General features: G+C 69.8%; 27 protein-coding genes. 6 read left to right on the plus strand and 21 right to left on the minus strand.

Annotated features, from left to right (window positions below; genetic code table 11):
- The first annotated feature begins 205 nt into the window (after positions 1-205).
- The 3 genes from KLK06_RS27840 (at position 206) to KLK06_RS27850 (ending at position 2,409) form a co-directional block, all read left to right on the plus strand.
- Positions 206-604: a hypothetical protein gene (locus KLK06_RS27840; protein WP_214638601.1), complete on the plus strand. Its 399-nt coding sequence runs from the start codon at positions 206-208 to the stop codon at positions 602-604.
- Positions 605-648: 44 nt separating this feature from the next.
- Entirely contained in the window at positions 649-1,008 is a 360-nt protein-coding gene (locus KLK06_RS27845) for a nuclear transport factor 2 family protein (RefSeq protein WP_214638602.1), read from the plus strand.
- A 108-nt stretch (positions 1,009-1,116) separates the two neighbouring features.
- Positions 1,117-2,409 carry an MFS transporter gene (locus tag KLK06_RS27850; protein WP_308168475.1) on the plus strand — a complete coding sequence of 431 codons (1,293 nt, stop codon included), beginning with the start codon at positions 1,117-1,119 and terminating at the stop codon, positions 2,407-2,409.
- A 56-nt stretch (positions 2,410-2,465) separates the two neighbouring features.
- Here KLK06_RS27850 and KLK06_RS27855 read toward each other — a convergent pair whose 3' ends face one another.
- The 8 genes from KLK06_RS27855 to infC all read right to left on the minus strand — a co-directional run bounded on the left by KLK06_RS27855 (position 2,466) and on the right by infC (position 9,929).
- Positions 2,466-2,699, minus strand: coding sequence for a hypothetical protein (locus KLK06_RS27855; RefSeq protein ID WP_214638603.1), 234 nt, complete (start codon positions 2,697-2,699; stop codon positions 2,466-2,468).
- Positions 2,700-2,789: 90 nt separating this feature from the next.
- Positions 2,790-5,345, minus strand: a complete 2,556-nt coding sequence (locus KLK06_RS27860; RefSeq protein WP_214638604.1) for a phenylalanine--tRNA ligase subunit beta — start codon at positions 5,343-5,345, stop codon at positions 2,790-2,792.
- A complete protein-coding gene (gene pheS, locus KLK06_RS27865; RefSeq protein ID WP_250906189.1) occupies positions 5,345-6,385 on the minus strand; it encodes a phenylalanine--tRNA ligase subunit alpha in 1,041 nt (346 codons plus the stop codon). Before pheS ends, KLK06_RS27860 begins: the two co-directional genes overlap by 1 nt.
- A gap of 145 nt (positions 6,386-6,530) precedes the next feature.
- Positions 6,531-7,619, minus strand: a complete 1,089-nt coding sequence (locus KLK06_RS27870; RefSeq protein ID WP_308168476.1) for a PAS domain-containing sensor histidine kinase — start codon at positions 7,617-7,619, stop codon at positions 6,531-6,533.
- Between the two features lie 50 nt (positions 7,620-7,669).
- A complete protein-coding gene (locus tag KLK06_RS27875) occupies positions 7,670-8,473 on the minus strand; it encodes an RNA methyltransferase (protein WP_214638607.1) in 804 nt (267 codons plus the stop codon).
- A gap of 112 nt (positions 8,474-8,585) precedes the next feature.
- Positions 8,586-8,969, minus strand: coding sequence for a 50S ribosomal protein L20 (gene rplT, locus KLK06_RS27880; protein ID WP_214638608.1), 384 nt, complete (start codon positions 8,967-8,969; stop codon positions 8,586-8,588).
- Positions 8,970-8,991: 22 nt separating this feature from the next.
- Positions 8,992-9,186 carry a 50S ribosomal protein L35 gene (gene rpmI, locus KLK06_RS27885; RefSeq protein ID WP_214638609.1) on the minus strand — a complete coding sequence of 65 codons (195 nt, stop codon included), beginning with the start codon at positions 9,184-9,186 and terminating at the stop codon, positions 8,992-8,994.
- A gap of 125 nt (positions 9,187-9,311) precedes the next feature.
- Entirely contained in the window at positions 9,312-9,929 is a 618-nt protein-coding gene (gene infC, locus KLK06_RS27890) for a translation initiation factor IF-3 (protein ID WP_374197159.1), read from the minus strand.
- Between the two features lie 330 nt (positions 9,930-10,259).
- Here infC and KLK06_RS27895 point away from each other — a divergent pair, with 330 nt between their 5' ends.
- Entirely contained in the window at positions 10,260-10,541 is a 282-nt protein-coding gene (locus tag KLK06_RS27895; RefSeq protein ID WP_214638611.1) for a type II toxin-antitoxin system Phd/YefM family antitoxin, read from the plus strand.
- Positions 10,538-10,957, plus strand: a complete 420-nt coding sequence (locus KLK06_RS27900) for a type II toxin-antitoxin system VapC family toxin (RefSeq protein WP_214638612.1) — start codon at positions 10,538-10,540, stop codon at positions 10,955-10,957. Before KLK06_RS27895 ends, KLK06_RS27900 begins: the two co-directional genes overlap by 4 nt.
- Here the strand turns inward: KLK06_RS27900 and KLK06_RS27905 are convergent.
- From KLK06_RS27905 to KLK06_RS27950, 10 genes are all read right to left on the minus strand, one after another.
- Positions 10,929-11,786 carry a shikimate dehydrogenase gene (locus tag KLK06_RS27905; protein ID WP_214638613.1) on the minus strand — a complete coding sequence of 286 codons (858 nt, stop codon included), beginning with the start codon at positions 11,784-11,786 and terminating at the stop codon, positions 10,929-10,931. The genes KLK06_RS27900 and KLK06_RS27905 overlap by 29 nt on opposite strands.
- A gap of 183 nt (positions 11,787-11,969) precedes the next feature.
- A complete protein-coding gene (gene mltG / locus KLK06_RS27910; protein ID WP_250906144.1) occupies positions 11,970-13,109 on the minus strand; it encodes an endolytic transglycosylase MltG in 1,140 nt (379 codons plus the stop codon).
- 241 nt (positions 13,110-13,350) lie between these two features.
- On the minus strand, positions 13,351-15,024 hold the full coding sequence (gene mltG / locus KLK06_RS27915) for an endolytic transglycosylase MltG (protein ID WP_250906145.1): 1,674 nt from the start codon (positions 15,022-15,024) through the stop codon (positions 13,351-13,353).
- A gap of 46 nt (positions 15,025-15,070) precedes the next feature.
- On the minus strand, positions 15,071-15,553 hold the full coding sequence (gene ruvX / locus KLK06_RS27920) for a Holliday junction resolvase RuvX (RefSeq protein WP_214638615.1): 483 nt from the start codon (positions 15,551-15,553) through the stop codon (positions 15,071-15,073).
- Position 15,554: 1 nt separating this feature from the next.
- Positions 15,555-18,227: an alanine--tRNA ligase gene (gene alaS / locus KLK06_RS27925; RefSeq protein WP_214638616.1), complete on the minus strand. Its 2,673-nt coding sequence runs from the start codon at positions 18,225-18,227 to the stop codon at positions 15,555-15,557.
- A gap of 17 nt (positions 18,228-18,244) precedes the next feature.
- On the minus strand, positions 18,245-18,475 hold the full coding sequence (locus tag KLK06_RS27930; protein WP_214638617.1) for a hypothetical protein: 231 nt from the start codon (positions 18,473-18,475) through the stop codon (positions 18,245-18,247).
- The gene (locus KLK06_RS27935) at positions 18,472-18,846 is read right to left on the minus strand and encodes a DUF948 domain-containing protein (RefSeq protein ID WP_214638618.1); all 375 of its coding nucleotides are present in this window, start codon (positions 18,844-18,846) and stop codon (positions 18,472-18,474) included. Before KLK06_RS27935 ends, KLK06_RS27930 begins: the two co-directional genes overlap by 4 nt.
- 204 nt (positions 18,847-19,050) lie before the next feature.
- Complete coding sequence (locus tag KLK06_RS27940) at positions 19,051-19,272, minus strand: oxygenase MpaB family protein (protein WP_214638619.1); 222 nt, start codon at positions 19,270-19,272, stop codon at positions 19,051-19,053.
- Positions 19,273-19,405: 133 nt separating this feature from the next.
- On the minus strand, positions 19,406-20,707 hold the full coding sequence (locus KLK06_RS27945) for a replication-associated recombination protein A (protein WP_214638620.1): 1,302 nt from the start codon (positions 20,705-20,707) through the stop codon (positions 19,406-19,408).
- Between the two features lie 41 nt (positions 20,708-20,748).
- Positions 20,749-21,228, minus strand: coding sequence for a DUF2231 domain-containing protein (locus tag KLK06_RS27950; protein WP_214638621.1), 480 nt, complete (start codon positions 21,226-21,228; stop codon positions 20,749-20,751).
- Between the two features lie 167 nt (positions 21,229-21,395).
- Here KLK06_RS27950 and KLK06_RS27955 point away from each other — a divergent pair, with 167 nt between their 5' ends.
- A complete protein-coding gene (locus KLK06_RS27955; protein WP_214638622.1) occupies positions 21,396-22,289 on the plus strand; it encodes a peptidylprolyl isomerase in 894 nt (297 codons plus the stop codon).
- A 56-nt stretch (positions 22,290-22,345) separates the two neighbouring features.
- Here the strand turns inward: KLK06_RS27955 and aspS are convergent, their stop codons facing one another.
- The 3 genes from aspS to KLK06_RS27970 are packed head-to-tail and all read right to left on the minus strand — an operon-like array spanning position 22,346 to position 26,029.
- Positions 22,346-24,082: an aspartate--tRNA ligase gene (gene aspS, locus KLK06_RS27960; protein ID WP_214638623.1), complete on the minus strand. Its 1,737-nt coding sequence runs from the start codon at positions 24,080-24,082 to the stop codon at positions 22,346-22,348.
- The gene (gene hisS / locus KLK06_RS27965; protein ID WP_214638624.1) at positions 24,079-25,338 is read right to left on the minus strand and encodes a histidine--tRNA ligase; all 1,260 of its coding nucleotides are present in this window, start codon (positions 25,336-25,338) and stop codon (positions 24,079-24,081) included. The genes aspS and hisS overlap by 4 nt, the downstream gene beginning before the upstream one ends.
- Before the next feature lie 10 nt (positions 25,339-25,348).
- The gene (locus KLK06_RS27970) at positions 25,349-26,029 is read right to left on the minus strand and encodes an MBL fold metallo-hydrolase (protein ID WP_214638625.1); all 681 of its coding nucleotides are present in this window, start codon (positions 26,027-26,029) and stop codon (positions 25,349-25,351) included.
- Positions 26,030-26,128 lie beyond the last annotated feature (99 nt).

A 26,128-nucleotide genomic window follows, 5' to 3' on the forward strand; every position in this document is an offset into this window, starting at 1 on the left:
TGCCGGGCTGACCACTATGCCGCGCCCGTGGGCGACATGCGGCGTCGATCCCCAAAGATCTTGCCGGGGATGCCGTTTTTTGCGCTTTCATCCCAGGTGGAGCGGGAGATAAGCGCCCGCATTACCTCAGGCGTAATCGCGGCGCCCCCACCCCGGCTGACATGTTTCTCATGTCCGAACGAAACCCCTGGAAGGAAGCGCCGAAATGACCGTTCTCACCATGACCGACCACGCCAAATTCCTGCGCCTGACGCTGGTTCTCGACGCCGTCGTCACCGGTGTCAACGGGCTGGTCTACCTCGCCGCCGCCGGTCCCGCGAGCGATCTGCTCGGTCCGGACGCGGGGCTGCTCAGGGAGATCGGCGTCTTCCTTCTCGTGTACGGCGCGGCGGTCGGCCTGCTGGCCAGCCGCCGTGTGATCAACCCGGCCGCGACCAAGGCCGTGATCGCGCTCAACGTCGTCTGGACCTTGGGCAGCGTGCTCGCCGTGGTCACCGGGGCGGCGGAGTTCACCACGATCGGCGCGGTGTGGGCGATCGCCCAGGCCCTCGTGGTCGGCGTTTTCGCCGAGCTGCAGATCGTGGGCCTCCGTCGGCTCCGCTAGCCCCCAGTTTTAAGTCGAAAAATCATCTGAAAGGTAGAAAAATCATGAGCAACGAGCTGGTCGACCGCTACATCGCCGCCTGGAACGAGACCGACGCCGACGCCCGCGCCAAGGCCGTGGCCGCGCTGTGGACCGAGGACGCCACGTACACCGACCCGCTGGCCGAGGTGGCCGGTCACGCCGGGCTCGCCGCGCTGATCGAGGGCGCGCAGGGCATGTTCCCCGGCTTCGTGTTCAGCCCCGGCGAGGTGTACGACGCCCACCACGACATCGCCAGGTTCACCTGGCACCTGGGCCCGGCGGGCGAGGAGCCGGTGGTGGTCGGGTTCGACGTGGTGCAGCTGGCCGCGGACGGCAGGATCGCCCGGGTCCTGGGCTTCCTGGACAAGGTGCCCGCCGCCTGAAAACGCCGATGTCTCCCTGGGCCCCCGGAGTTCTCTCCGGGGGCCCAGCCGGGTGCCGGAGGAAAACCGCTTGCCCGTGCCGAGGGCCGCAGCGCAGAATCACACCCTGTGGCCGATCAACTGAAACGCCTGCTTCGCGGGCTGGTGCCCGATCTGGGCCCGCTGCGCGACTCGCGAGACTATCGGCTGCTCATGGCCTCGGGTGTCATCACGATGTTCGGCACGTTCATCACCATGGTGGCCGTGCCGTACCAGATGAAGGAGCTCACCGGCTCCTACGTGGCGGTCGGTCTGGTGAGCCTGGCCGAGTTCGTGCCGATGGTGGTGTGCGGGCTGTGGGGCGGCGCCATCGCCGACGCGCTCGACCGGCGCACGGTCATCCTGCTCAGCGAGCTGGGGCTGATGGTGACCTCGGGCCTGCTCATGGTCAACTCGCTCCTCCCCCACCCGCAGACCTGGGTCCTCTACGTGGTCGGCGCGCTGGCCATGGGCGTCGCGTGCCTGCAACGGCCCAGCCTGGAGGCGCTGATCCCGCAGGTGGTCAGGCACGACCAGCTCGGCGCGGCCGCGGTGCTGGCGAGCCTGCGCTGGAACCTCGGCGCGATCGTCGCCCCGGCTCTCGGCGGGCTGCTGGTGACGGCGTTCGGCACGGCCGTCGCCTACGGCATCGACACGGTGAGCTTCGTGCTGTCCCTGGTGCTGCTCTGGCGGATCAAGGCCGTGCCACCCGCCGAGGACGCCGCGCCCGCGTCGCTGAGCTCGCTGGTCGAGGGCGTGCGCTACGCGGCCGGGCGCAGCGATCTGATCGGCACCTACCTGGTCGACATCGCCGCGATGCTGTTCGCGATGTCGACGGCGCTGTTCCCGTTCCTGGCCGACCAGCTGGGCGCGCCCCAGGCACTCGGCCTGCTCTATTCGGCGGGTGCGGTCGGCTCTCTGGTGGCCTCGCTGACCGGCGGCTGGACGGCGCGCGTCCACCGGCAGGGCCTGGGCGTGATCATCGCGGCGACGCTGTGGGGTGCCGCGATGGCACTGGCGGCGGCGATCCCGAACGTCTGGGCGATCTTCTTCTGCCTGGCGCTGGCCGGGGCCGCCGACATGATCAGCGCTATCTTCCGCATGACGATGTGGAACCAGACGATCCCCAACGAGCTGCGGGGCAGGCTGGCCGGCATCGAGCTGCTGTCCTACGCCAGCGGGCCGATGCTCGGCAACGCGCGCGCCGGGCTGATGGCGCAGGTGGGTGGCGCCCGATTCTCCCTGGGAGCGGGCGGCGTGCTGTGCGTCGCGGCGGTGGCGGGGCTTGCGGCGGTGCTGCCGAAGTTCCGCCGGTACGACTCGCGCACCGACGAGCACGCCCTGGCCGAAAAGGCCCGCCGAGCCGCCCAGCTCCCCGCCTGACGCTCTGACGCCGCTGCGCCCAGCTCTCCGCCCGACGCCACTGGCGGCGGCGCGGGTCAGCCCGGCTCGCGCCAGCCGTCGTGGTCTTCCACGAGCGCGTCGACCTCCGGCAGGCCGTCCTCGTCGAGCCCTTCCAGGACGACCAGCCACTGCGCGTCCTCGGCGTCGTCCTCGCCGGCGAGCGTCTCCCGCACGACCTGGGGTATCCCCAGCGCGGGGAACCGCTCGCCCAGCGCCTCCGCGACCTCCTCGGCGTCGTCGCGCTCGGCGAACACCAGCAGATGCCTCATCTCCGGCCTTTCACGCGTGAGGTCCGGCACGGCGGACCGTACCGGACCTCGGAACAGCGATCGGCCATCGGACGCGGCCGTAACAGGTGGTCAGGCGCTGCGGAGCTGGGCGCCGACGCGGTCGGCGGCCATGGCCACGGCGGCGTCGCGAGCCGCCGTCGTCTCCTCCACCGTCAGCGTGCGGTCGGCCGCGCGGAAGCGCAGCGTGTACGCGAGCGACTTGTGCCCCTCGCCCACCTGCTCCCCCGCGTAGACGTCGAACAGCCGGATCGACTCCAGCAGCTCTCCCGCCCCGTCACGCAGCGCCGCCTCCACGTCGGCGACCGGCGTGAAGTCGGGCACGATCAGCGCCACGTCCTGGGTAGCGACCGGGTAGGACGAGACGGCCGGCGCCTCGGCCGGGCCGGGCATGGCCGACTCCAGCTTGGACAGCTCCAGCTCCATCGCCGAGGTACGCGGCGGCAGCCCGTAGGCCTCGGCGACGCGCGGGTGCAGCTCACCGGCGTGGCCGACGAGCGTGTCACCGACGTAGAGGGCGGCGCACCTGCCGGGATGCCAGGGTTCGTGCTGGTCGGCGATGACCGACAGCTCGACTCCCGCCTCGGCCGCCACCAGCCGGGCCGCTTGTACGGCGTCGGCCCAGCATTCCTGGCGCCCGCGACCCCACCAGCCGGACCGCTCGAACTCGCCGGCCAGCACGACCGCGACCCGGTGCGGCTGGTCGGGCAGAGCGGCGGCGATCGAGGCCAGCTCGTCGCCGCTCGGCCTGTCCTCGACACGCAGCACCGGCGCGGTGGCCGGCGCTCCCTCGCGGGGCCGGAAGACCAGTCCCGACTCGAACAGCGCCACGTCGGTGAAGCCGCGCCCGGCGTTGCGTACCAGGGTCTTGAGCAGCCCGGGCAGCAGCGTCGTGCGCATCAGCGGCTCGTCTTCGGCCAGCGGGTTGGCCAGCCGCAGCGCGCGGCGGCGCGCGTCGTCGGCGGGCAGCTGCAGCGCGTCGAAGTCGCCCTCGCTGATGAACGGGTAGGCGAGCACCTCGACGTAACCGGCGGCGGCCAGGGTCCTGCCGACGCGCCTGCGCAGCCGCTGTCCCTCGGTCAGCCCGGCTCCGGCCGGGGCCTTGGGCAGGATGGAGGGCAGGCGCTCGTAGCCTTCGAGGCGGATGACCTCTTCGGCCAGGTCGTTGGGGTCGGTGAGGTCGGGCCGCCAGGACGGCGGGGTGACCGTGATCATGTCGTCGCCGGTGACGGCCAGCTTGGCCGCCAGCTCGCCGCCGGTCACGACCCCGGTCGGGTCGACGCCGCCCGTGCGCACGGCCGGGTCGTCGCCGTCGGTCACGACGCAGCCGACCTGCTCCAGCCGCCGTACGACGGTCTCCTTGGCGTAGGGCACACCGGCCACGTCGCCCGGATGGCCGGCCGGGATCGCGATGCGGGCCGGCGCGACGTCGACCTCGGCGTGCGTGAGGCCCGGTCGTACGGTGGCGCCGCCCAGCTCGGCCAGCAGCCGCACGGCCCGCCACGAGGCGACCAGCGGCAGCTCGCGGTCGACGCCGCGCTCGAACCGCTTGGACGCCTCGGACACGAGGTTGTGCCTGCGGGACTCGCGGGAGATGCCGGTCGCCGAGAAGTGCGCGGCCTCGATGACGATGTCCGTCGACGCGCCGGAGATCTCGGTCTCCAGCCCGCCCATCGTGCCCGCCATCGAGATCGGGCCCGACTGGTCGGTGATCAGGATGTCGTCGGGGTCGAGCTTGCGGGTGACGTGGTCGAGCGTCTCGAGGGTCTCGCCCTGAACGGCCCTGCGTACGACGATCTCGCCGGTGAGCTTGGCCCGGTCGAAGGCATGCAGCGGCTGGCCGAGCTCCAGCATCAGATAGTTGGTGATGTCGACGGCCAGCGACACCGGCCGCATCCCGGCCCGCGTGAGCCGTACGCGCATCCAGAGCGGGCTCTGGGCGGCGGGGTCGAAGCCGGTGACCTCGCGCAGCACGAACCTGTCGCAGGCGTCCGGGTCGCCGATCGAGGCGGGCCACGCCTGCTCGTCGGCGGTGGGCAGCTCGACGTCGGCCGGGTCGTGGAACGGGACCTCGAACGCGGTCGCGGCCTCGCGCGCCACGCCCCTGATCGACAGCGCGTAGCCGATGTCGGGGGTGATCTCCAGCTCGATCACGTCGTCGCGGAGACCGAGCAGCTCGACCACGTCGGCGCCGATCGGCGTGCCGGGGGGCAGCACCATGATGCCGCCGTGGTCGTCGCCGAGGCCGAGCTCGCGCTCGGAGCAGATCATGCCCTCGGACAGCCGCCCGTACGTCTTGCGCGAGCCGACCTCGAAGCCGCCGGGCAGCACGCCACCCGGCAGGACGACCGGCACACGGTCTCCGGCGGCGAAGTTGGTGGCGCCGCAGACGATCTCGCGCGGCATCGCCTCCCCGACCTCGACCTTGCAGTGCCTGATCGGCTTCTTGAAACCGGTCAGCTCCTCGATCTCGAGCACCTCGCCGACCACGACGTTCTTCACGTCGTGACCGTGCGAGCTGATCGACTCGAGCTTGAGCCCTGCCGCGGTGAGCTTGTCGGCCACCTCTTGGGCGGTGACCGCCGGGAGATCGGCGTACTCCCGCAGCCAGGAGAGCGGGACCTTCATCAGATCTCCATTCCGAACGGAAGCGTGAAGCGCACGTCTCCCTCGACCATGTCGCGCATGTCCTCAGCGTTGTGGCGGAACATCAGCGTACGTTCGATGCCCATGCCGAAGGCGAAGCCCGAGTATGTCGACGGGTCGACGCCGCAGGCGATCAGCACGCGCGGGTTGACCATGCCGCAGCCACCCCACTCGATCCAGCCCTCGGACTTGCAGGTGCGGCACGGCGGGTTGCCGGGGACCGCCGAGGCGCCGCGGCAGACGAAGCACTTGAGGTCCATCTCGGCCGACGGCTCGGTGAACGGGAAGTAGTTGGGCCGGAACCTGGTGGAGATGCCCTCGCCGAACATGACCTCGGCGAACCGGTCGAGCGTGCCCTTGAGGTGGGCCATCGTCAGCCCCTCGTCGATCGCCAGGCCCTCGACCTGGTGGAAGACGGGGGTGTGGGTGGCGTCGAGCTCGTCGGTGCGGAACACCTTGCCCGGCGAGATGACGTAGCACGGCGCGCCCCGCTGCAGCAGCGCGCGGATCTGCACCGGCGAGGTCTGGGTGCGCAGCACCATGCCCGACTCGGTGGACTCGACGAAGAACGTGTCGTGGTCGGAGCGGGCCGGGTGGTCCGTGGCGATGTTGAGGGCGTCGAAGTTGAACCACTCGCCTTCGAGCTCGGGACCCTCGGCCACCTCGTAGCCCATCGCGACGAACGTGTCGGCGATGCGCTCCTGCATGGTGGTCAGCGGGTGGCGGGCGCCGAGCGGCTGCCGGTCCCACGGCAGGGTGACGTCGACGGCCTCGTCGACGAGGACCCGGGCGTCGCGCTCGGCCTCCAGCTCGGCCTGCCGGGCGGCCAGCGCCTCGTTGATCGCCTTGCGGGCGCCGCCGACGCGCTTGCCGGCCTCGGCACGGGCCGCGGGAGGCAGGGCGCCGATCTCGCGGTTGGCCAGCGCGATGGGCGAGCGGTCACCGGCGTGGGCCAGCCGCGCCTGCTTGAGTGCGTCGAGATCGCCGGCCGTCTTGATCGCCGCCAGGGCGTCGGCCTCCATGCGGGACACCTCGTCGGCATGCAACGGTGTCACCTCGACGGGGTCGTAGTCAGACAAGAGTGAGCTCCGTATCCAGGGCTTGAGCTTGACAGAGTCTAGTGGGATCCGCCCACCGGGCCCGACTCGCGCCCGCCTGCCGCAGGGGCTACACAGTGGCGAAGTCAGGGGTGCCGGTGGGCACGGTAAATCGGAACTCCGCCCCACCCTCGGGCGCGCGCTGCACGATGATCGTGCCGCCGTGCGCCTCGACCAGGCCCTTCACGATGAACAGGCCGAGCCCGGTGCCGCCGCGCCGGCGGCTGTTGCCGCGCCAGAACTGCCGGAAGACGCGCGGAGCCAGCTCGGGCGTGATGCCCTCGCCCTCGTCGCGCACCGACACGGCAACTCCCCATCCGACGGACTCGATCTCTATGGTGACGGTGCCGCGTCCGTGGCGCACCGCGTTTTCCATCAGGTTACCGAGGATCTGGTCGATCTTGTCCTGGTCGAGCCACATCTCGGGGAGGTCGTCACCGGCGACGAGGCGGAAGCGGCCCTCGGCCTCGCCCGCCGCGACGCGGCCGGCGACGATGCGCCGCGCTCTGGCGGGCACGTCGACGACCTGGCGGTGCAGCTCCAGCCGGCCCGACTCGATGCGGGAGACGTCGAGCAGCTCCGTGATCAGCCTGGTCACCCGGTCGGCGTCGTTGTTGACGGTCTCGAGCATGACGCGCTTCTGCTCGTCGGTGAAGCGGGTCCACTTGGCCAGCAGGGTCGCGGTGAACCCCTTGACGCTGGTCAGCGGCGAGCGCAGCTCGTGGGCGACCGTGGACACCAGGTCGGCGCGGCTGCGCTCCAGCCGGGCGCGGGCGCCGCCGTCACGCAGGGTGATCGTCACCCGCTCGACGTCGCCGCACCGCTCGGGCTCGCGGGACAGCCGGGCCGCGACGTAGAGCTCCTGCCCGCCGGGCAGGTGCAGCGGCCGCTCCGGCACCCTGCTGCGGGTGCGCAGGCCGCCCTCGGGGTCGAGGGCCTTCCACCACTCGCGGCCGTCGTGGTCGCGGAAGGGGAACACCTCGTTCATGTCCTTGCCGACCGCGCGCTCGGCGGTGACGCCGGTGAGCCGCGCGGCGGCCCGGTTGACGGCCAGCACGCGGCCGAATCTGTCGGACACGATGAGGCCGTCGGGAAGATCGTCGATGGCTATCGTGCACGCGGAGGCGACCACTCGACCATCGGTGTCTGCGCCGTGCACGAACTCGCCTCCTCCGCCTACAAGGCCGACAATAGCGGGTTTCCAGCCGCCTAGGACACTCGCTGAGCCCTCGCGGAGGAGTAAAGGCATACCGCGGCCGCGGTGGCCAGGTTGAGGCTTTCGGCCTGTCCGTAGATGGGCACTCTGACCACATCGTCGGCTTCGGCGAGAACCTCCTCGGGCAGGCCCCATGCCTCGTTTCCGAAGATCCACGCGGTGGGGCCCGACAGGTCGACGTCGTCGAGCGTGTGCTTGCCCGCGCCGTCAGCCGCCAGCACGCGCAGTCCGCGCTCTCTGAGCTGACGCACGGCGGCGGTCACCGGTGCACCGATGGTGACGGGCAGGTGGAACAGGCTGCCGGCGCTGGCGCGTACGCACTTGCCGTTGTACGGGTCGACCGAAGCGTCGGTGAAGATCACGGAGTCGGCGCCCGCGGCGTCGGCGGCGCGCATGACGGTGCCCGCGTTGCCGGGGTCGCGCACGTGCGCGAGGACCGCGACCAGGCGCGGCTCGCCGGACAGGGCGTCGTCGAGCGGCACGTGCACCAGCCGGCAGACGGCCAGCAGCCCCTGCGGGGTCACGGTCTGGGAGAGCTCCGACATGACCTCGCCGCTGGCCCGGTGGATCGGGATGCCCTTGAGCGTCGCGTCGGTGATCAGCTCGGAGTGGCGGAGCTCGGCTTCGGCGGTGGCGAACAGCTCCAGCGTCACCCCGTCGAGCTTGAGCGCCTCGCGCACGGCCTGCGGCCCCTCGGCCAGGAACTTACGGTCCTGCTCCCGGTAGGCGCGCTTGGCGAGCCTCCTGGCGGCCTTCACGCGCGGCGACTTCACGTTGGTCAGCTCGGATCCCGCCATGCTCTCCCCTGATGGTCTGTACGGCCGGGCGTACCGGCTGGGCACACAGCAAAGGGCCCACCGTCAGGTGGGCCCTCGGCTAGAGCCTCGCCGGGCTCGGTCCTCAATCGCCTCAGCTCGCGGCCGGGGCGTTCACGTTCGCCGGCAGCGCCTTCTTGGCGGCCTCGACGAGCGTGGCAAAGGTCTGGCTGTCGTTCACCGCGAGATCGGCGAGGATCTTGCGGTCGACTTCAATGTTGGCCAGTCGCAGACCCTGGATCAGGCGGTTGTACGTCATGCCGTTCTGGCGGGCCGCGGCGTTGATCCGCTGGATCCACAGACGGCGGAAGGCACCCTTACGGTCCTTCCGGTCCCGATAGGCGTACGTCATCGAGTGGAGCATCTGCTCCTTGGCCTTGCGGTACAGACGTGACCGCTGGCCACGGTAACCGGAAGCCCGATCGAGGACGACCTTGCGCTTCTTCTTGGCGTTGAGCGCCCGCTTCACGCGTGCCATGTTCTTCTCCCCGGGGGTCGCGCTACTTGGCGAGCAGCTTCTTGATCTTCTTGGAATCAGCGTCGGACAGGACGACTTCGTTCTTGAGACGGCGCGTCAACGTAGACGACTTCCACTCGTTGTAGTGCGCGCGATTGGCACGGCGACGCACGAGCTTGCCGGTGCCCGTCAGCCGGAACCGCTTCTTCGCACCGCTGTGCGTCTTCATCTTCGGCATTCGCCGTCTCTCCTCAATTCGTCCGTGCCGGTGGCCGGGCCGGTGCTGGCCGACCCGGTCGCGGCGTCTTCGTCTGGTGGGGTGGCTGTTCGGGGTGTGCTGTTAAGGCTAACCCGAACCGCGGGTCACGCTTCCTGTATGGAGGCTTCCTGCTCGGAAGACTCCTCCGCGGAAGGCTCCTCGCCACCACGCTGGGCCTTGGCTGCGGCCTTTTCCGCCTTCGCCTCGGCCTTCTTCTTGTGCGGACCGATCACCATGATCATGTTACGGCCGTCCTGCTTGGCGTGGGACTCGACGAATCCCAGCTCCTGGACGTCGTCCGCGAGCCGCTGCAGCAGCCGGAAACCGAGCTCCGGCCGGGACTGCTCGCGACCACGGAACATGATCGTGACTTTGACCTTGTCCCCTGCCTTGAGGAACCGCACCACGTGACCCTTCTTGGTCTCGTAGTCGTGCGGGTCGATCTTCGGCCGGAGCTTGATCTCCTTGATGATCGTGTGCGCCTGATTCTTGCGCGCCTCGCGCGCCTTCATCGCGGACTCGTACTTGAATTTGCCGTAGTCCATGAGCTTGCACACGGGCGGTCGAGCCGTGGCCGCGACCTCGACCAGGTCGAGGTCGGCCTCCTGAGCGAGCTTGAGGGCATCATGAATGGAGACGATGCCTACCTGCTCGCCGTTCGGGCCCACGAGGCGCACCTCGGGAACTCGGATACGCTCGTTGATGCGGGGCTCAGTGCTGATGGGGCCTCCTAGGTTTGCGATCCCGTACGTGCTCGGTGCCGAGGAACTCCGCGCAAACGCGAAAAGCCCCGCACGTCGCGCATGCGGGGCCACTGAGCTCATTGGCATCGTGGCCGTAAGCTCCCCGGAGTAAGTCCGGCGTGATCCTGGACCCGGCCACCTCTCGGTGACACAGGTGGGAGGGAGACCTCCGCTTGCGCGTCCAGCAAGGCATGCCGGACCGATCAGTGAGCTACGTTACCACAACCACGAGAGTTCCTCGAATCATCCCTGCTGGCCAGAGTCTCTGCGCTAAAGTTCTGTCCAGAAAACTAGCCAGAAGGCGGGCATATGACCGTAGAACAGCTCGAAGAGACCAAATGGCAGCTGCAGGAGGCCAAGCAGCGCTTCAGCGAGGTCGTCCGCCGGGCCCATGACGAGGGACCGCAGATCGTCACCAGGCACGGGCAGGATGTGGCGGTGATCCTGGACATGGAGGAATACCGCCAGCTCAAGGGCGAGCAGCCCGACTTCAAGGAATTCCTGCTCTCAGGTCCCGACCTGAGCGCGCTCGATCTTACCCGCGACAAGAGCAGCGTGATGCGGGACATCGACTTCGAGGGCATCGAGTGAGCTACGTTCTCGACACCAACGTCGTGTCGGAAATGACCAAGCGTGTCAGAGACGACAGCGTGCAGGGGTGGCTCGACACCATCACCGGGCCCAGCCTCTATGTGAGTGTCATGGTGTTCGGCGAGATCCGCAAAGGTGTCGAGCTGCTGCGCCGCCGCGACCCACTCCAGGCAGGTGGCTACGAGTCCTGGCTGGATCGTCTCCAGCACCAGTTCAGGACTCGGGTGCTGCCCGTCACCGCCGCCGTGGCCGAGGAATGGGGGCGGATGCATGCCGTGCGGCCGCTCCCGATCGTCGATGGCCTCATCGCCGCCACCGCCCGCGCGCATGACTGGACCCTCGTCACCCGCAATGTGAAGGACTTCGTGGGCCTCGACGTCCAGTTGATCAACCCGTTCGACTGGCCGCCCGTCTGAGGATCTCCGCCTCACCGGCCGCGCGCATGGCCTCCACCGGCACATCCGTCCGGCCCGTCATCAGCTCCACCTGCCGCACCGCCTGGTGCAGCAGCATCGCGAACCCTCCGACCACGGTGCCGCCCGCAGCTTGGACGGCCGCCGCCGCGCTGGTCGGCCAGGGCGAGTAGACCACGTCGAAGAGTGCGGGAACCCCCGCCAGCCGCGCCGCGAAGGCGTCGGCCGCGCCGCCCGGCAGCGTGGACACCACCAGATCCACCCGCGTCGAGACGTCGAGCTTGTCGAACGTCTCCACCGCCAGCGCCACCCCGAGCCGCTCGGCCACCCCTGCCGTCTCCCCCGCCCTGGCGGGATCGCGGACCAGCAGGGTCGCGGAGTACAGCCCCAGACCGCGCAGCGCCGCCAGCGCCGAAGCGGCGGTGGCGCCGCCGCCCAGCACGGTCGCCGACCTCGGCGCCTGGACCCCCGCCTCGGCCAGCGCCCGCTCGATCCCGTAGACGTCGGTGTTGTCCCCATGGCTCGCGCCGTCGCGGAACACCACGGTATTGGCGCCGCCCACCTCCACGGCCAGGTCTGAAACGCTGTCGAGCAGCGGCAGCACGGCCCGCTTGAGCGGCATGGTCAGCGACAACCCCGCCCAGGCCCCCTCGTCCCCCGGCACCTCACCGCGTAGCGGCCTGAGCGTCCGCAGCAGGCCGGGCAGCCGGGCCTCGTCGCACTCCAGGGCCTCGTAACGCCACCCGTCGAGCCCCATCGCCCGATAGGCCGCCCGATGCAGGTAGGGCGACAGCGAATGCCCGATCGGCGCCCCCAGCACCCCTGCCCGCACGTGCTTCTCCTCTCAAAGCCCTTACTGACTTTCTCTGTTGTACGGCATGCCCGGCAGGCCCCAGTCGCCGTACAAGGCTCAGGGCCTCCAGGGAGATGGCCGCTGAGCCCGCACAGGGCTGGGCACCGTTACGGGACGGTGAGACCGGTGGCGTGGCCGGCTTCCGCCGCCCAGCCCGAGGCCTCAGCCGCCGTTCTTACGGTATTCGTTGAGCAATACCTGGAATTCCGCGTCCGTGACGGCGAACTTGGTGATCTTGCTCTTCGGGTCGGTGGCGACGAAGTAGAGCCAGTCGCCCTTGGCCGGGTTGAGCGCCGCCTCGATCGCGTGGTCGCCCGGGTTGGAGATGGGACCGGGCGGGAGGCCGAGGTATTTGTAGGTGTTGTACTTGGACGTGCTCTGCAGCTGCGCGTGCGTCGCGGACGTGCCGCGCTTGCCCAGCCCGTAGAACACCGTGCTGTCCATCTTCAGCTGCATCGCCGGCTGGTGGTCGAGCCGGTTGTAGATGACGCGGGCGATCTTCGGCATGTCCTCATAGCGGCCGGCCTCGGCCTGGACGATGCTGGCGATCGTGATGATCTCGGCGGGTGTGCGCCGCAGGGCCTTGGCGCCGCCCACGAGGTCGGCCTTGTCCGCCGTCTGGTTGAACCGGTCGACCATCTGCGACAGCATCTCGGCCGGCGTGGTCTTCGGCTGGAACTCGTACGTGGCGGGGAAGGCGTAGCCCTCGAGCTTGCCCTTGGCGTACTGGGGCAGCTCCATGTCGCCGGTGTCCTTGGCGGCGGCGACGAAGTCCTTCAGCGGCTTGTCGGTCTTCTGGGCGAGCCGGGCGAGGACGTCGGTGAGGCGCAGCCCCTCCTCCAACGTGATCTTGACGAGCAGCTTGTTGGCCGAGTCGAGCATCGTCACCGCGTAGGCGGCCGACATGCCCTTGCGCAGGGTGTACTGGCCCGGCTGGAGCGCGCCGCTCTTGTTCGCGTTGGCGATCGCGTTGGTGAACGCTCTGGCGCTGGCGACGACCCCCTGCCGCTCCAGCTCCACCGCCACGTCGGAGGCGCTCTGGCCGTCCTTGATCTCTACGGTCACTTCACCCTTGCCTGGACCGGTGAAGTCGTCGGGCACCAGAGCGCCACTGATCCACTGATAGCCGAAGTAGCCGCCGCCGCCGAGAATGCCCGCCAGGACGATGAAGGCCAGCAGCGGCGCGATGAAACCGCCCCGGTTTCGGCGCCTGCGGCGCCTGCGGCTGCCGTTCTTGCCGTTACCGCGGGCGCGGCGCCGGGAGGAGCCTTCGTCGTCCTCGGCGCCTAGCAGGAAATCCATGTCGAGATCGTTCATAGGTGCGCAGGCCAATCTCCCGGTACGTCCGGCCCGGCGTCAAGCGGAGCTGCCGAACCGTTGGGGGTCACCGAGCGGGGGGACCGCCGGGCGTGCACCCACGACCGGCGGATATCACTCTGGGTAGCCATGCTAGAGGACGGGAAGAGCGCGCGGCCCCCTGCTCGGGGGTTCCGCACGGGGATTTCGAAGATCCCCGGCGGGACGAAGGGGGTCCCGGCAAGCATCATTTCGTCCTGAGGTTACGGTTCAACTCTTCCCGGTATCTCACGAACTCGCTCTCTTTGTTGGTGAATTTGGTGATTCTATGCGCCGGATCCGTGGTCACAAACCAGTGCCAATCGCCTTTCGCCGGGTGCAAGGCCGCTATCAGCGCCTTCTCTCCGGGATTGGCGATGGGGCCCGGCGGCAGCCCGGTATGGGCGTAGGTGTTGTACGGTGAGCGGACCTTGGTGTCGCTCTCGGTGACTTTCGGGGTCCGCTTGCCCTGGGCGTACAGGACGGTGCTGTCGATCTGGAGCGGCGTGCCGCGCTGGAGCCGGTTGTAGATCACTCTGGAGATCTTGGGATAGTCCTCGTCCCTTCCGCCCTCGGCCTGCACCATGCTGGCCACCGTGACGGCCTCCAGTGGCGTCAGATGCACCCGCGCGGACTTCTCCACCAGCTTCAGCTTGCGCGCCGCCGCACGGAACCGCTCCACCATCGCGGCCAGCAGGTCGACGGCCTTGTCGCCGGGCTCGACCTCGTACGTGGCGGGAAACAGGAACCCTTCGAGGCCCCGGGCATACTTGGGCAGCCCGACGAGAGCCGTGTCGACCTCCTGCAGCTCCTTGAGCGCCAGCCCGGACTGGGCGGCCACCCGTACGAGTGTCTCGCCCGCCCTCATGCCCTCGGGCACGGTGACGCGCCTGAGCACCCGGGAGGCGGGCGCGAGCAGCAGATCGAGCGCGGCGCCGGCGGCCATGCCCTTGCGCAGCCGGTAGTGCCCCGGCCGCAGGCGTCCCGCCACGGCGCGCTCCTTGGTCACGTTCACGAACGACCGCGCGCTGGCCACCACCCCCGCGTCGGCCAGCACGGCGCCGACGTCCCCCGCGTTGGCGCCCGGCGGGATCCGCACGGTCACGGTCCCGCTGCCGGTGCCCTCGAAGTCGTCGGGGGCCAGGTACGGCTTGAGCACCCCGTACGCTCCGGCACCGATCGCGCCGATCGACGCCGCCACCACGAGGCCCAACAGCGCCGCCTTACGCAGAGCCCCCCGCTTCCCCCGCCGCCCGACCCCACCCGTGCCCCCGCCAGCGACCTCACTCCCGGCCGCGCCACCACCCTCAGCCTCAGCACCGCCCTCGGCCACTTTCCGGGACCCGCTCCCGCCCTCAGCCTCGCGACCAGGCCCGGCCTCGACCTCGCTCGCGTCCCCGGACGCACTCCCGCCCTTTGCCTCACCACTCGGCCCGGCCTCGGCCGCGCTGCCGTCCGCTGCGCACGCGTAACCGCCTGCCGCAGATGTGGGGTCACCGCCGCCGGGTGATTCGCCCGGATCCGTGCCGGAGACGCCGCCATCAGACGTAGCGCCACGAGAAAGCGCGCCGCCCTCCGATGCACCGCCATCAGGACGCATGCCGCCGTCGGACGTACCGCCATCGGACATACCGCCGTCAACAAGCGCGCCACCGCCGGACATACCGCCAAACATGTCCCCGTCGGACGGGGCGGTCGGGCCGAGGTCGTCCGCGTGACACTCCCGGCCCTCCGCTGCCGGGTCGGCCGTCCGGTGCGTGTGCTCCCCCGGAGATCCCATGCCGCCCGGCACCGCATCCGCTGAGGCAACAGCCGGTGGCGCAGCGGTGTCCGGGTCCTGTGCGAACGGGATCAGGTCGTCGTCGTCCGGTGGGTTGCTCATGCGGCCACCCCCGGCCGATCCCCGCCGTCCCCGAAAGGCAGCCCGGTCATGAGGCGGGTCCGTCGGCCGCCGTGGAAGGCGGATCGACGGGCCTGCCGGGTGGTCTGTCCGTGGCTCTCTCGACGTCGAGCGCGTCCTGCAGCAGCACGACCGCCGCCACCTGGTCGACGACCGCGCGCTGCTTCTTGGCCCGCACGCCGCTGGCCCGGAGCCCCTGCTGGGCGGCGACCGTGGTCAGCCGCTCGTCGAAGAGGCGGACGGGGGTGGGCGCCAGGCGTACGGCCAGCGAGGTGGCGAACTCCCGGGCCAGCGCGGCGGCCGGCCCTTCGCGGCCCGACAGCGAGGTGGGCAGCCCGACCACGACCTCGATCGCCGAGTGTTCGTCGGCGATCGCGGCGATGCGGTCGAGGTCGCCCTGGCCTCGCCGGACGGTCTCCACCGGGGTGGCCAGCAGACCCGAAGGGTCGCTGCGGGCCACCCCGATGCGTACGGACCCGACGTCCACGCCGATCCGTGAACCGAACCGCATATCAGCCGAGCTGCTCCGCGATGGCCTGCTCGACCAGTCGCAGCGCGTCGTCGATCGCCTCCGGTCGTGTGCCGCCGCCTTGCGCGACATCGTCCTTGCCGCCACCGCCACCCCCAAGCGCCTTGGCGGCGACGCCGACCAGTCGTCCGGCCTTGAGCCCGCGCTCGCGTCCCGCCTCGTTGACCGCGGCAACCACCACGGGCCGGTCGGAGGGGACACCCGCGATCACGATGACCGCCGGTCGGTCAGCTGGGAACCTGCCACGCACATCAAGTGCGAGCTTACGCAGATCGTCGGCGCCAGTGCCGTCAGGCGCGCGGTGCGTCACCACGGAGACTCCGTGCAGGTCACCGGCTTGGGCCGCCAGCTCGCCCGCCACCTGGAGCACTTGTGCGGACCGGAGCCGCTCCAGCTCCTTCTCGGCGGTGCGCAGGCGGGTGACGATGCCCTCGACGCGCTCGGGCAGCTCCTCGCGGCGTGCCTTGAGCTGCTCGGTGAGCTGCGCGACCAGGACGCTCTCGCGGGCCAGGAAGCGGAAGGCGTCGATGCCGACGAGCGCCTCGACCCGGCGCACACCGGCGCCGACCGACTGCTCGCCGAGCACCTTGACCAGGCCGAGCTGCCCGGAGCTGTGGACATGGGTGCCGCCGCAGAGCTCGCGCGAGTAGTCGCCGATCTCCACGACGCGGACCTCGTCGCCGTACTTCTCACCGAACATCGCCAGCGCGCCCATCGCCCGGGCCTCCGCCTGGGAGGTGTAGAAGGCGTTGACCTTGAGGTCGTTGATGAGCACCGCGTTGACCTCGTCCTCGACGTCGCGCAGCACGCTCGGCGGCACCGCGCCCGCCGCGGTGAAGTCGAAGCGGAAGCGGCCGGGCGAGTTTTCGGAGCCGGCCTGCGCCGCCGTCTCGCCCAGCGCGTTCTTGAAGCCGCGGTGGACGAGGTGGGTGGCGCTGTGGCTGCGCGAGATCGCGCGGCGCCGCTCGAGGTCGATCTCCGCCTGGGCGTCGTCGCCGACCTTGAGCTCGCCCTTGCGGATCTTGCCGCGGTGGATGACGAGGCCCGCGAGCGGCGTCTGCACGTCGTGGATCTCGACCTCGGCGCCGCCGGTGCGGATCACGCCCTGGTCGGCGAGCTGGCCGCCGCCCTCGGCGTAGAAGGGGGTGCGGCCGAGCACGACCTCCACGTCGGTGCCCGCGCCCGCCGCGGGGACCGGGACGCCGTCGACCAGGATGCCGACGATGCCGGTGTCGGCCTCTGTCTGGTCGTAGCCGAGGAACTCGACCCGGCCCGCCTTCTCCAGCAGTTGTCCGAAGACGGAGATGTCGGCGTTGCCGGTCTTCTTCGCCGCCGCGTCGGCCTTGGCGCGGTCGCGCTGCTCCTTCATCAGGCGGCGGAAGCCCTCCTCGTCGACCTGGAGTCCGTGCTCGGACGCCATTTCGAGAGTGAGGTCGATCGGGAAGCCGTAGGTGTCGTGCAGCTGGAACGCCTGGTCGCCGGAGAGCGTGGTGCCGGACTTGCGCTTGGTCTCCTCCACCGCGACGTCGAAGATGGCGGTGCCGGTGCGGAGCGTGCCGAGGAAGGACGCCTCCTCGGCGTCGATGACCCCGTGGATCTGCGGCGCGTCGGCCTTGAGCTGCGGGTATTGCTCGCTCATGACCTCGATCGCGACGGCGGTCAGCGCGTGCATGTAGCGCTCGTCGCCGGAGCCGAGCAGGCGCAGGTTGCGGACCGAGCGGCGCAGGATGCGGCGCAGCACGTAGCCGCGGCCCTCGTTGCCGGGCATGACGCCGTCGGCGACGAGCATGGTGCCGGTGCGCACGTGGTCGGCGATCACCCGCAGGCTGACGTCGGAGCGGTGGTCGCGGCCGTAGCGGGTCTTGGTGAGCTCGGCGGCCTTGTCGAGGATCTTGTAGGTGGTGTCGATCTCGTAGATGTTGTCGACGCCCTGCAGGATCGCCGCCATGCGCTCCAGGCCCATGCCGGTGTCGATGTTCTTGGCGGGCAGGCCGCCGATGATGTCGAAGTCGACCTTGCTGCGGACCTCGCCCAGCTGGTCCTGCATGAAGACCAGGTTCCAGACTTCGAGGTAGCGGTTCTCGTCGGCGATGGGGCCGCCCTCGCGACCGTACTCGGGGCCGCGGTCGTAGTAGATCTCCGAGCACGGGCCGCCGGGGCCGGGCACGCCCATGTGCCAGTAGTTGTCTTCGAGGCCGCGGCGCTGGATGCGGTCGAGGGGCAGGCCGACCTTGTTGTGCCAGATGTCGAGCGCCTCGTCGTCGTCGAGGTAGACGGTCGCCCAGAGCCGGTCGGCCGGGAAGCCGAAGCCGCCCTCGGACTCCGGCTTGGTCAGCAGCTCCCAGGCGAACGGGATCACGTCGGCCTTGAAGTAGTCGCCGATGGAGAAGTTGCCGAGCATCTGGAAGAACGTCGCGTGCCGGGTGGTCTTGCCGACCTCGTCGATGTCGGGGGTGCGCACGCATTTCTGCGCGGTGGCCAGCCGGACCGCCGGAGGCTTGCGCTGCCCCAGGAAGTACGGCTTGAACGGCGCCATACCCGCGTTGACCAGGAGAAGCGTCGGGTCCTCAGCGATCAGGCTGGCCGAGGGCACTACCTTGTGCCCACGCTCCTCGAAGAAGCGCAGGAAGCGGCGGGCGATCTCTGCCGACTCCATGGGGGCCATCCTTTGCGTTAGTGGTTGCTGTCAGGGTTGTCGAGCCCGAAGCGGGCCCGCAACTCCATTTCACGCTCCGCGGCCTCGCCGAACGCGTCAGAAGTAAAGTCTCTCACCCGGCCGAGCATGCTCGAGGCGCCGCCGATCGTCCGGCGGGCCACGTGGTTGGGGTGGAGCGCCTGCAGCCTGCGCATCACCCAGAGGGTCAGCAGCGCGCCGAGCGACAGGTAGAACAACCGTCTGATCATCGCCGCCGCCCCGCCTTGCGCGGCCTGCGGACCTCGATGGCCCTGCGCACACCGTAGCCGATGGCCGAGACCTTGATCAGCGGTCCGGTGAACACGGTCTGGGTGACGGCGCTGAGCTTGGCGGCGTGGGAGCTCACCTGCTTGACGTCCTTGGTGATGGCCTCGACGGCCACCAACTGCCTGTTGGTCTCGTTGACCGTCAGGCTCATGTCGTCGAGCAGCGGCGCCATGCGGGCGCTCAGGTCGGCCACCGCCCTGCCGGTCTCGGTGATCAGCCTGGTGAGCTTGACCAGCACCATGACGAGCACGCAGACCAGGACGATCCAGCCGGTGGCGGCGATCAGCCCGGCGACCTCTCCAGCGGTAAGCATCCGCTCATCTCCCTCATACGCTGGGCCGGAACGGCAAGAACCCTATCGCGTTCGAGGGCCCAGGTTACTGGGGACACCAGGCTCGATCAGGCCGCCACGTCGGTGGCGAACCTTTCCCCACTCGACCACATGAGCCCGCGAACGGCACCGACCTCGGGCACGACCAGCCATTCCGGCATGACCATGGCCACCGCGCGCAGGGCCTCACACGATCAGGTTCATCGCGTATTCGGTCCCCGGTCGCCGCCGCAGCCGTACATGCGCCCGACCCAGGCGAGTGCCGGTGTCGGAATCGAGCCCGATCAGCATCGCATGCGCCCGCCGTATTCGCTGGCCGACCTGCTCGCGAGTGCCGAAGGTGCGCACGGCGACGAAGCCGAGCTGCCGCCGCAACCTCCCACAGGCATTGACCACGCCACCGGCCAAGAAGACGCCGTATCGGCGGCCAACCCCGTGCGGGGTCAGAGGCCGTCTCCCCGGAGGCCCCCAGCCCCGGTCGGCGTCTGGCGTCTACCAGGCTGTGCCGTAAAAAAGAAAACAAGTTGATCTTTAAGGCCCGCTAAGACCCACGCAGAAAGTCACGTATACGCGCCCACCGCTCGGCCAGAACCCCCTCGCCGCCGTGCTTGGTGGGCTCGTAGTAGCGCTTGTCGCGGACCTGCTCGGGCGCGTAATCCTGGCGGACCAGCCCGTGGTCGAAGTCGTGCGGGTACTTGTAGCCGTCGCCGTGGCCCAGCTTGGCGGCGCCCGGGTAGTGGGCGTCGCGCAGGTGGCCGGGCACCTGCCCGATCAGGCCGCGGCGTACGTCGCCGATCGCCGCCCCGATGGCCTTCACGACGGCGTTGGACTTGGGCGCCAGCGCGCAGTGGATGACCGCGTGGGCCAGGTTGATCTGGCCCTCCGGCAGGCCGATCAGCTGCACCGCCTGAGCCGCGGCGACCGCGGTCTGCAGGCAGGTCGGGTCGGCCATGCCGACGTCCTCTGAGGCGAAGATGACGATGCGGCGGGCGATGAACCTCGGGTCCTCGCCCGCCTCGATCATCCGGGCCAGGTAGTGGAGCGCGGCGTCGGCGTCGGAGCCGCGCATCGACTTGATGAACGCGCTGATGACGTCGTAGTGCTGGTCGCCCTGCCGGTCGTAGCGGACGGCCGCCTTGTCGACGGCCTTCTCCACGACCTCGACCGTGATGTCGTCGGACAGCAGCGCGGCGGCTTCGAGGTAGGTCAGGGAGCGGCGGGCGTCGCCGCCCGCCAGTCGTACGAGATGCTCCAGGGCCTCGGGGGCGACGGTGGCGCGGCCGCCGAGACCGCGCTCGTCGGACACCGCGCGATTCAGGACCACGCGGACGTCGTCGTCGCTCAGGGACTCGAGCGTGAGCAGCAGCGAGCGCGACAGCAAGGGTGAGATGACGGAGAAGAACGGGTTTTCGGTGGTCGCGCCGATGAAGGTGACCCAGCGGTTCTCGACGGCGGGCAGCAGGGCGTCCTGCTGGGCCTTGTTGAAGCGGTGGACCTCGTCGACGAAGAGCACGGTCTGCCGGCCGGTCATGCCCAGCTCGCGCTTGGCGGTGTCGATGGCGGCGCGTACGTCCTTGACTCCGGCCGAGACGGCGGAGACCTCAACGAAGCGCCGCTTGGTGACGTTGGAGACGACGTAGGCCAGTGTGGTCTTGCCGGTGCCCGGCGGCCCCCACAGGAAGAGCGACATCGGCGCCTCGCTCTCGACGAGCCTGCGCAGCGGGGTGCCCGGGCCGAGCAGATGACGCTGGCCGATCACCTCGTCGAGCGTGCGCGGCCGCATCCGGACCGCGAGGGGTTGAGGCGTGGCGTCCGCAGCCGCCGAATCGAACAGGCTCTCCACAACGTGAGATTACAGGGTGGACCGGGTACAGCGGTCCACGCCTACGCCCCCCAGACGGCTCTGGCTCCCGAGTCGCCGGCGCGGAAGACGAAGTAGCCGACCACCACGGCCAGCAGCACCGTCACGCCGGACAGCACGAGCGTGACCGGACGGCCGAACCGGTCGCCGAGCGAGCCACGGCTCGAGCTGGTGGCGTAGACGAGCAGCAGCGCGGCGACCCCGAGTCCGGCGGCCGACAGGAGCAACGGGTTGGCGAAGCTCTCATGGGTGGAGATCCGCTGGCTCAGGGTGCCGTCGACGCCGGCGAAGCGGGCCTCCTTGAGGCTCTCGCCGCTCTCCTTGGCCGCGAAGACGGCCGCGGGCGCCCCTACGGCGAGCAGCACCACCGCCCACGCCAGCATCGGCCGCCAGCGGCTCAGCACCGCGTACGCCACGGAGGCGCCGGCCAGAAGGGGGGTCAGCACCACCGCGAAGTGGATGATCAGTGGATGGGCGGGCAGGCCGAAGATCTCGTCGAACATGTCAGCGCTCCTAGTTCTCATTTCAACTACGAATAGCGACACGATATGGTTCGCCGCCAATCTCGTCACTCTGAGTGGTTTCCGCCTCTTACGTCCGGCACATCGAAGGGCCGGTAGCATTCGCGGAGTTGTTTGGTCATGTACAGGCAAAAGTGGAGGGCATACCGGTGAGCGGCGAAGACCGCCAGAGCCAGCTGGCTCGGGAGCACAAGGAGCGGCAGGAACAGCGCGCGGCCGCGGACACCGCCAAGGCGAGGCGGAACATCTTCATCGGGGCGGGCCTGGCCGTCGTCGTGGTGGCGGGCGGTATCTACGCCGCGACCACGCTGGTCGGCAAGGACGACTCGGCCGCGAAGGTCTCGGCCGAGAGCAGTCCGTCGGCCTCGACCAGCGCCGCTCCCTTGCCGACCCCGTCGCTGTCCTCGCTGCCGAAGAAGGCCGGCAAGGTGACCTGCACATACAAGCGGGAGACCGCCGACGTGCCGATGAAGTACGTGGGCATGCCCGGCAGCAAGCCGAACCTGAAGCTGAAGACGATGACCGTCTTCACCAACCACGGCAAGATCGTCATCGACGTCGACCCGGCCGCGACGCCGTGTTCGGTCAACTCGATGGACTTCCTGGCCAAGAAGAACTTTTACAACAACACCAAGTGCCACCGCCTGGTGACGCCGGAGACGGCGGGGGTGTTCCTGCTGCAGTGCGGCGACCCCAAGGCCAAGGCCGACGGCAAGAACCCGACCGACGGCCAGGGCACGGCGGGCTACGTCTTCGGGGACGAGGCCGCGGGCGCGATTCCGTACACGCGCGGCGTGGTGTTCCTCACCCAGCCGCAGGACGCGGCCGGCCAGAACAGCAGCCAGTTCGCCATCTCGCTGTCGGATGAGAACGCGCAGATCGAGGGCCAGTACTCGGTGCTCGGCATGGTCCGCTCGGGTCTGGAGATCATCGAGAAGGTCGCCAAGGACGGCGTCATCGTCAGCAACGACGACATCACCGGTGACGGCGGCTCGACCGCCCCGAAGAACCCGATCATCATCGAGAAGGTCACGGTCAGCTAGCCGTAAACGACAGGGCGCCCCGACTCTCCTGGAGAGGCGGGGCGCCCTGCTGTATGTCAGCCCTCGGTCTTGGGCTTGGCGTCGACGCCCGCCTCCTTGCGCTGCTCGACCGTGATCGGCGTCGGCGCGCCGGTGAGCGGGTCGAACCCGGAGGCGGTCTTCGGGAAGGCGATCACGTCGCGGATCGACTCGCCGTCGGCCAGCAGCATGCAGATGCGGTCCCAGCCGTAGGCGATGCCTCCGTGCGGGGGCGGGCCGTACTTGAACGCCTCCAGCAGGAAGCCGAACTTGTTCTCGGCCTCCTCCTTGGAGATGCCGAGCACGTCGAAGACACGCTGCTGCATCTCCGCCCGGTGGATACGGATGGAGCCGCCGCCGATCTCCATGCCGTTGCAGACCATGTCGTAGGCGTAGGCCAGAGCCTCGCCCGGGTGGTCCTGGAAGTTGTCGGCCCATTCGGGCTTGGGGCCGGTGAACGGGTGGTGCACGGCCGTCCAGCCGCCTTCGCCGTCCTCCTCGAACATGGGCGCGTCGACGACCCACAGGAACGACCACAGCGACTCGTCGATGAGGCCGCAACGCCGGCCGATCTCCAGCCGGGCCGCGCCGAGCAGGTCGCGCGCCGCGTTGCGGGCGCCGGCCGCGAAGAAGACCGCGTCGCCCGGCTGAGCGCCGACCTTCGCCGCGAGTCCGGAAATTTCCTCTTCTGAGAGGTTCTTCGCCACCGGGCCGCCGAGCGTGCCGTCCTCCTGGACGAGTACGTACGCCAGACCCTTGGCGCCACGCGAGCGCGCCCACTCCTGCCAGCCGTCGAGCTCCTTGCGGGTCTGCGAGGCGCCGCCCGGCATGACGACCGCGCCCACGTAGTCGGCCTGGAACACGCGGAAGGAGGTGCCGGCGAAGTAGCCGGTCATCTCGACGAGCTCCTGGCCGAAGCGCAGGTCGGGCTTGTCGGAGCCGTAGCGGGACATCGCGTCGGCGTAGGTGATGCGGGGCAGCGGCGTCGGGATCTCGTAGCCGAGCGTCTCGCGCCACACGCGGCCGATGAGCTTCTCGCCGACCTCGATGACGTCTTCCTGGTCGACGAACGACATCTCGACGTCGATCTGGGTGAACTCCGGCTGCCGGTCGGCCCGCAGGTCCTCGTCGCGGTAGCACTTGGCGAGCTGGTAGTAGCGCTCCAGCCCGCCAACCTGGAGCAGCTGCTTGAACAGCTGCGGCGACTGCGGCAGGGCGTACCAGTTGCCCGGCTGCAGCCGCACCGGCACCAGGAAGTCGCGCGCGCCCTCGGGCGTGGACCTGGTCAGCGTCGGCGTCTCGACGTAGACGAAGCCGAGCTCGTGCATGACCTCGTTGGCCAGGTAGGTGGCCTTCGAGCGGATCCGCAGGGCGTTGGCCACCTGCGGGCGGCGGATATCGAGATAGCGGTATTTAAGGCGGGCCTCCTCGGAGACGGCCGTGCCGCCCTCGATCGGGAACGGCAGCGGCGCGGACTCGCTGAGCACCTCGACCCGCTCGGCGACGACCTCGATCGCGCCGGTGGGCAGCTCGGGGTTCTCGTTGCCCTCCGGCCTGACCCGGACCTGGCCCACGACCAGCACGCAGTATTCGGCGCGCAGGTCGTGCGCGTGGTCCTCCTCGCGGAAGACCACCTGCGCCGAGCCGGAGGCATCGCGCAGGTCGATGAAGACCACACCGCCGTGATCACGGCGCCGGGCCACCCATCCTGCGAGCGTCACCTGCTGCCCGGCGTGCTCCTCGCGGAGCGACCCGGCGGTATGCGTGCGCATCACTGCACTTTCCCCTTCAAGACATCGACGACCTGGGCCAACGGCACCTCGGTCTGCTCAGCGGTGGTCAGGTCTTTCAGTTGTACGGCCTGCGCGGCCAGGTCACGCTCGCCCAGGATCAGCGCGAACCGGGCACCCGAGCGGTCGGCGCCCTTCATCGCGCCCTTGAGCCCCTTGCCGCCGTAGGCCAGGTCGGCGCTGACGCCCGCCTGGCGCAGCTCGGTCACGAGCAGGAACATCCGGCGGCGGGCTTCGTCACCCAGCGGGACACCGTACACCTGGACGCGTCCCGGCGCGGTGTCGTCGATCAGTCCCTCGGCCTCCATGGCGAGGACCGTGCGGTCGACGCCGAGCGCCCAGCCGACGCTGGGCAGGGGCGGCCCGCCGAGCATCTCGCTGAGCCCGTCGTAGCGCCCGCCGCCGCCGACCGCGGACTGCGAGCCGAGCCCGTCGTGGACGAACTCGAACGTGGTGCGCGTGTAGTAGTCGAGCCCGCGCACCAGCCGCGGATCGTCCTCGTAGGCGACGCCCGCGGCGCTCAGCAGCGCCCGGACCTCCTCGTGGTAGGACTTGCACGCGGCACACAGGTGGTCGATGACCAGGGGCGCGCCGGTCAGCTGCGCCTGCACCTCGGGCCGCTTGTCGTCGAGCACCCGCAGCGGGTTGATCTCGATCCGGGCCCTGGTGTCGGCGTCGAGGTCGAGCCCGCGCAGGAACTCCTGCAGCGCCGCCCGGTAGGTGGGCCGGCAGGTCTTGTCGCCCAGCGAGTTGATCAGCAGCCGGACGCCCGTCAGGCCGAGCGAGGCGAAGCCCTGGGCGCCCAGCAAGACGACCTCGGCGTCGAGCGCGGGGTCCTCGGAGCCGAGCGCCTCGGCGCCGACCTGCCAGAAGTGACGGTAACGGCCCTTCTGGGCGCGTTCGTAGCGGAACTGGCTGCCGGAGTACCACAACTTGACCGGGAGCTGGCCGTTGTGCAGGCCGTGCTGCAGGACCGCGCGTACGACCGACGCGGTGCCCTCGGGCCGCAGCGTCAGGGAGCGGCCTGCTTTGTCGGGAAAGGTGTACATCTCTTTGGACACGATGTCGGTCGACTCGCCGACGCCCCTGGCGAACAGCTGCGTGTCCTCGAACACCGGCGTCTCGATGTAGCCGTAGCCGGCCAGGCGGGCCGGGCCGACGAGGGCCTCGCGGACGGCGAGGACCTGCTCGGAGCGGGGCGGCAGCCAGTCGAAGGTGCCCTTTGGCGCTTGGAAACTCATGAGATCCCTGTTAGATGCCTCGTGTGGGACCGGCGTGCGGCGCGGCTTCCTTCAGATATGGATTGGTGGCGCGCTCGCGGCCGATCGTGGTCTGTGGTCCGTGGCCCGGCAGGACGACCGTATCGTCAGGCAGCGGCAGGCACTTGTCGGCCAGGCTGCGCAGGATCGTCGGGTAGTCGCCGCCCGGCAGGTCGGAGCGGCCGATGGAGCCGGCGAACAGCAGGTCGCCCGAGAGCATCACCTCGTCGTCAGGCAACCGGAAGCTCACCGACCCCCTGGTATGGCCGGGTGTGTGGTCGACCACGATCTCCAGCCCGGCCAGCGGCAGCACGGCCCCGTCGGACAGCTCGCGTACGTCGTCGGGCTCGCTCAGCGTGATGCCGCCGAACATCGAGGAGCTCGTCGGCGACCAGCCCGCGGCCGGGTCGCTCAGCAGGTGCCGGTCGTCGGGATGGATCCAGGCGGGCACGTCGCGCGCGCCGCAGACCGGGGCCACCGACCAGACGTGGTCGAGGTGACCGTGCGTGAGCAGGACCGCCACCGGCTTGAGCCGGTGCTCTTTCAGCAGCTCGTCGACTCCGTCGACCGCGTCCTGACCTGGATCGACGATCACGCACTCCTCGCCCGCTGCGGGCGCGACGACGTAACAATTGGTCTGGAAGGCCCCTGCGGGGAAGCCTGCGATGAGCATCTGCCTCAGCTGATCTCGTCAAAAAAGCCAATGGGAATGTAACCGAAGGGTACCGGTGCGGGTCGCCGGGCTGCGAATCATTACCCGTTGGCCGATACG

It is taken from the genome of Nonomuraea sp. NEAU-A123, assembly GCF_018603905.1.
Classification (GTDB): domain Bacteria; phylum Actinomycetota; class Actinomycetes; order Streptosporangiales; family Streptosporangiaceae; genus Nonomuraea.

Bases quoted from the DNA above. Each gene is read 5' to 3' on its own strand.
- KLK06_RS27930 (WP_214638617.1), bottom strand. From the start codon at position 18,475: ATGATCAGACGGTTGTTCTACCTGTCGCTCGGCGCGCTGCTGACCCTC.
- rplT (WP_214638608.1), bottom strand. From the start codon at position 8,969: ATGGCACGCGTGAAGCGGGCGCTCAACGCCAAGAAGAAGCGCAAGGTC.
- hisS (WP_214638624.1), bottom strand. From the start codon at position 25,338: ATGAGTTTCCAAGCGCCAAAGGGCACCTTCGACTGGCTGCCGCCCCGC.
- KLK06_RS27875 (WP_214638607.1), bottom strand. From the start codon at position 8,473: ATGGCGGGATCCGAGCTGACCAACGTGAAGTCGCCGCGCGTGAAGGCC.
- KLK06_RS27895 (WP_214638611.1), top strand. From the start codon at position 10,260: ATGACCGTAGAACAGCTCGAAGAGACCAAATGGCAGCTGCAGGAGGCC.
- rpmI (WP_214638609.1), bottom strand. From the start codon at position 9,186: ATGCCGAAGATGAAGACGCACAGCGGTGCGAAGAAGCGGTTCCGGCTG.
- pheS (WP_250906189.1), bottom strand. From the start codon at position 6,385: ATGGAGGCCGACGCCCTGGCGGCGATCAAGACGGCCGGCGATCTCGAC.
- KLK06_RS27855 (WP_214638603.1), bottom strand. From the start codon at position 2,699: ATGAGGCATCTGCTGGTGTTCGCCGAGCGCGACGACGCCGAGGAGGTC.
- KLK06_RS27845 (WP_214638602.1), top strand. From the start codon at position 649: ATGAGCAACGAGCTGGTCGACCGCTACATCGCCGCCTGGAACGAGACC.
- ruvX (WP_214638615.1), bottom strand. From the start codon at position 15,553: ATGCGGTTCGGTTCACGGATCGGCGTGGACGTCGGGTCCGTACGCATC.
- KLK06_RS27860 (WP_214638604.1), bottom strand. From the start codon at position 5,345: ATGAAGGTCCCGCTCTCCTGGCTGCGGGAGTACGCCGATCTCCCGGCG.
- KLK06_RS27950 (WP_214638621.1), bottom strand. From the start codon at position 21,228: ATGTTCGACGAGATCTTCGGCCTGCCCGCCCATCCACTGATCATCCAC.
- mltG (WP_250906144.1), bottom strand. From the start codon at position 13,109: ATGGATTTCCTGCTAGGCGCCGAGGACGACGAAGGCTCCTCCCGGCGC.
- KLK06_RS27970 (WP_214638625.1), bottom strand. From the start codon at position 26,029: ATGCTCATCGCAGGCTTCCCCGCAGGGGCCTTCCAGACCAATTGTTAC.
- KLK06_RS27840 (WP_214638601.1), top strand. From the start codon at position 206: ATGACCGTTCTCACCATGACCGACCACGCCAAATTCCTGCGCCTGACG.
- KLK06_RS27935 (WP_214638618.1), bottom strand. From the start codon at position 18,846: ATGCTTACCGCTGGAGAGGTCGCCGGGCTGATCGCCGCCACCGGCTGG.
- mltG (WP_250906145.1), bottom strand. From the start codon at position 15,024: ATGAGCAACCCACCGGACGACGACGACCTGATCCCGTTCGCACAGGAC.
- alaS (WP_214638616.1), bottom strand. From the start codon at position 18,227: ATGGAGTCGGCAGAGATCGCCCGCCGCTTCCTGCGCTTCTTCGAGGAG.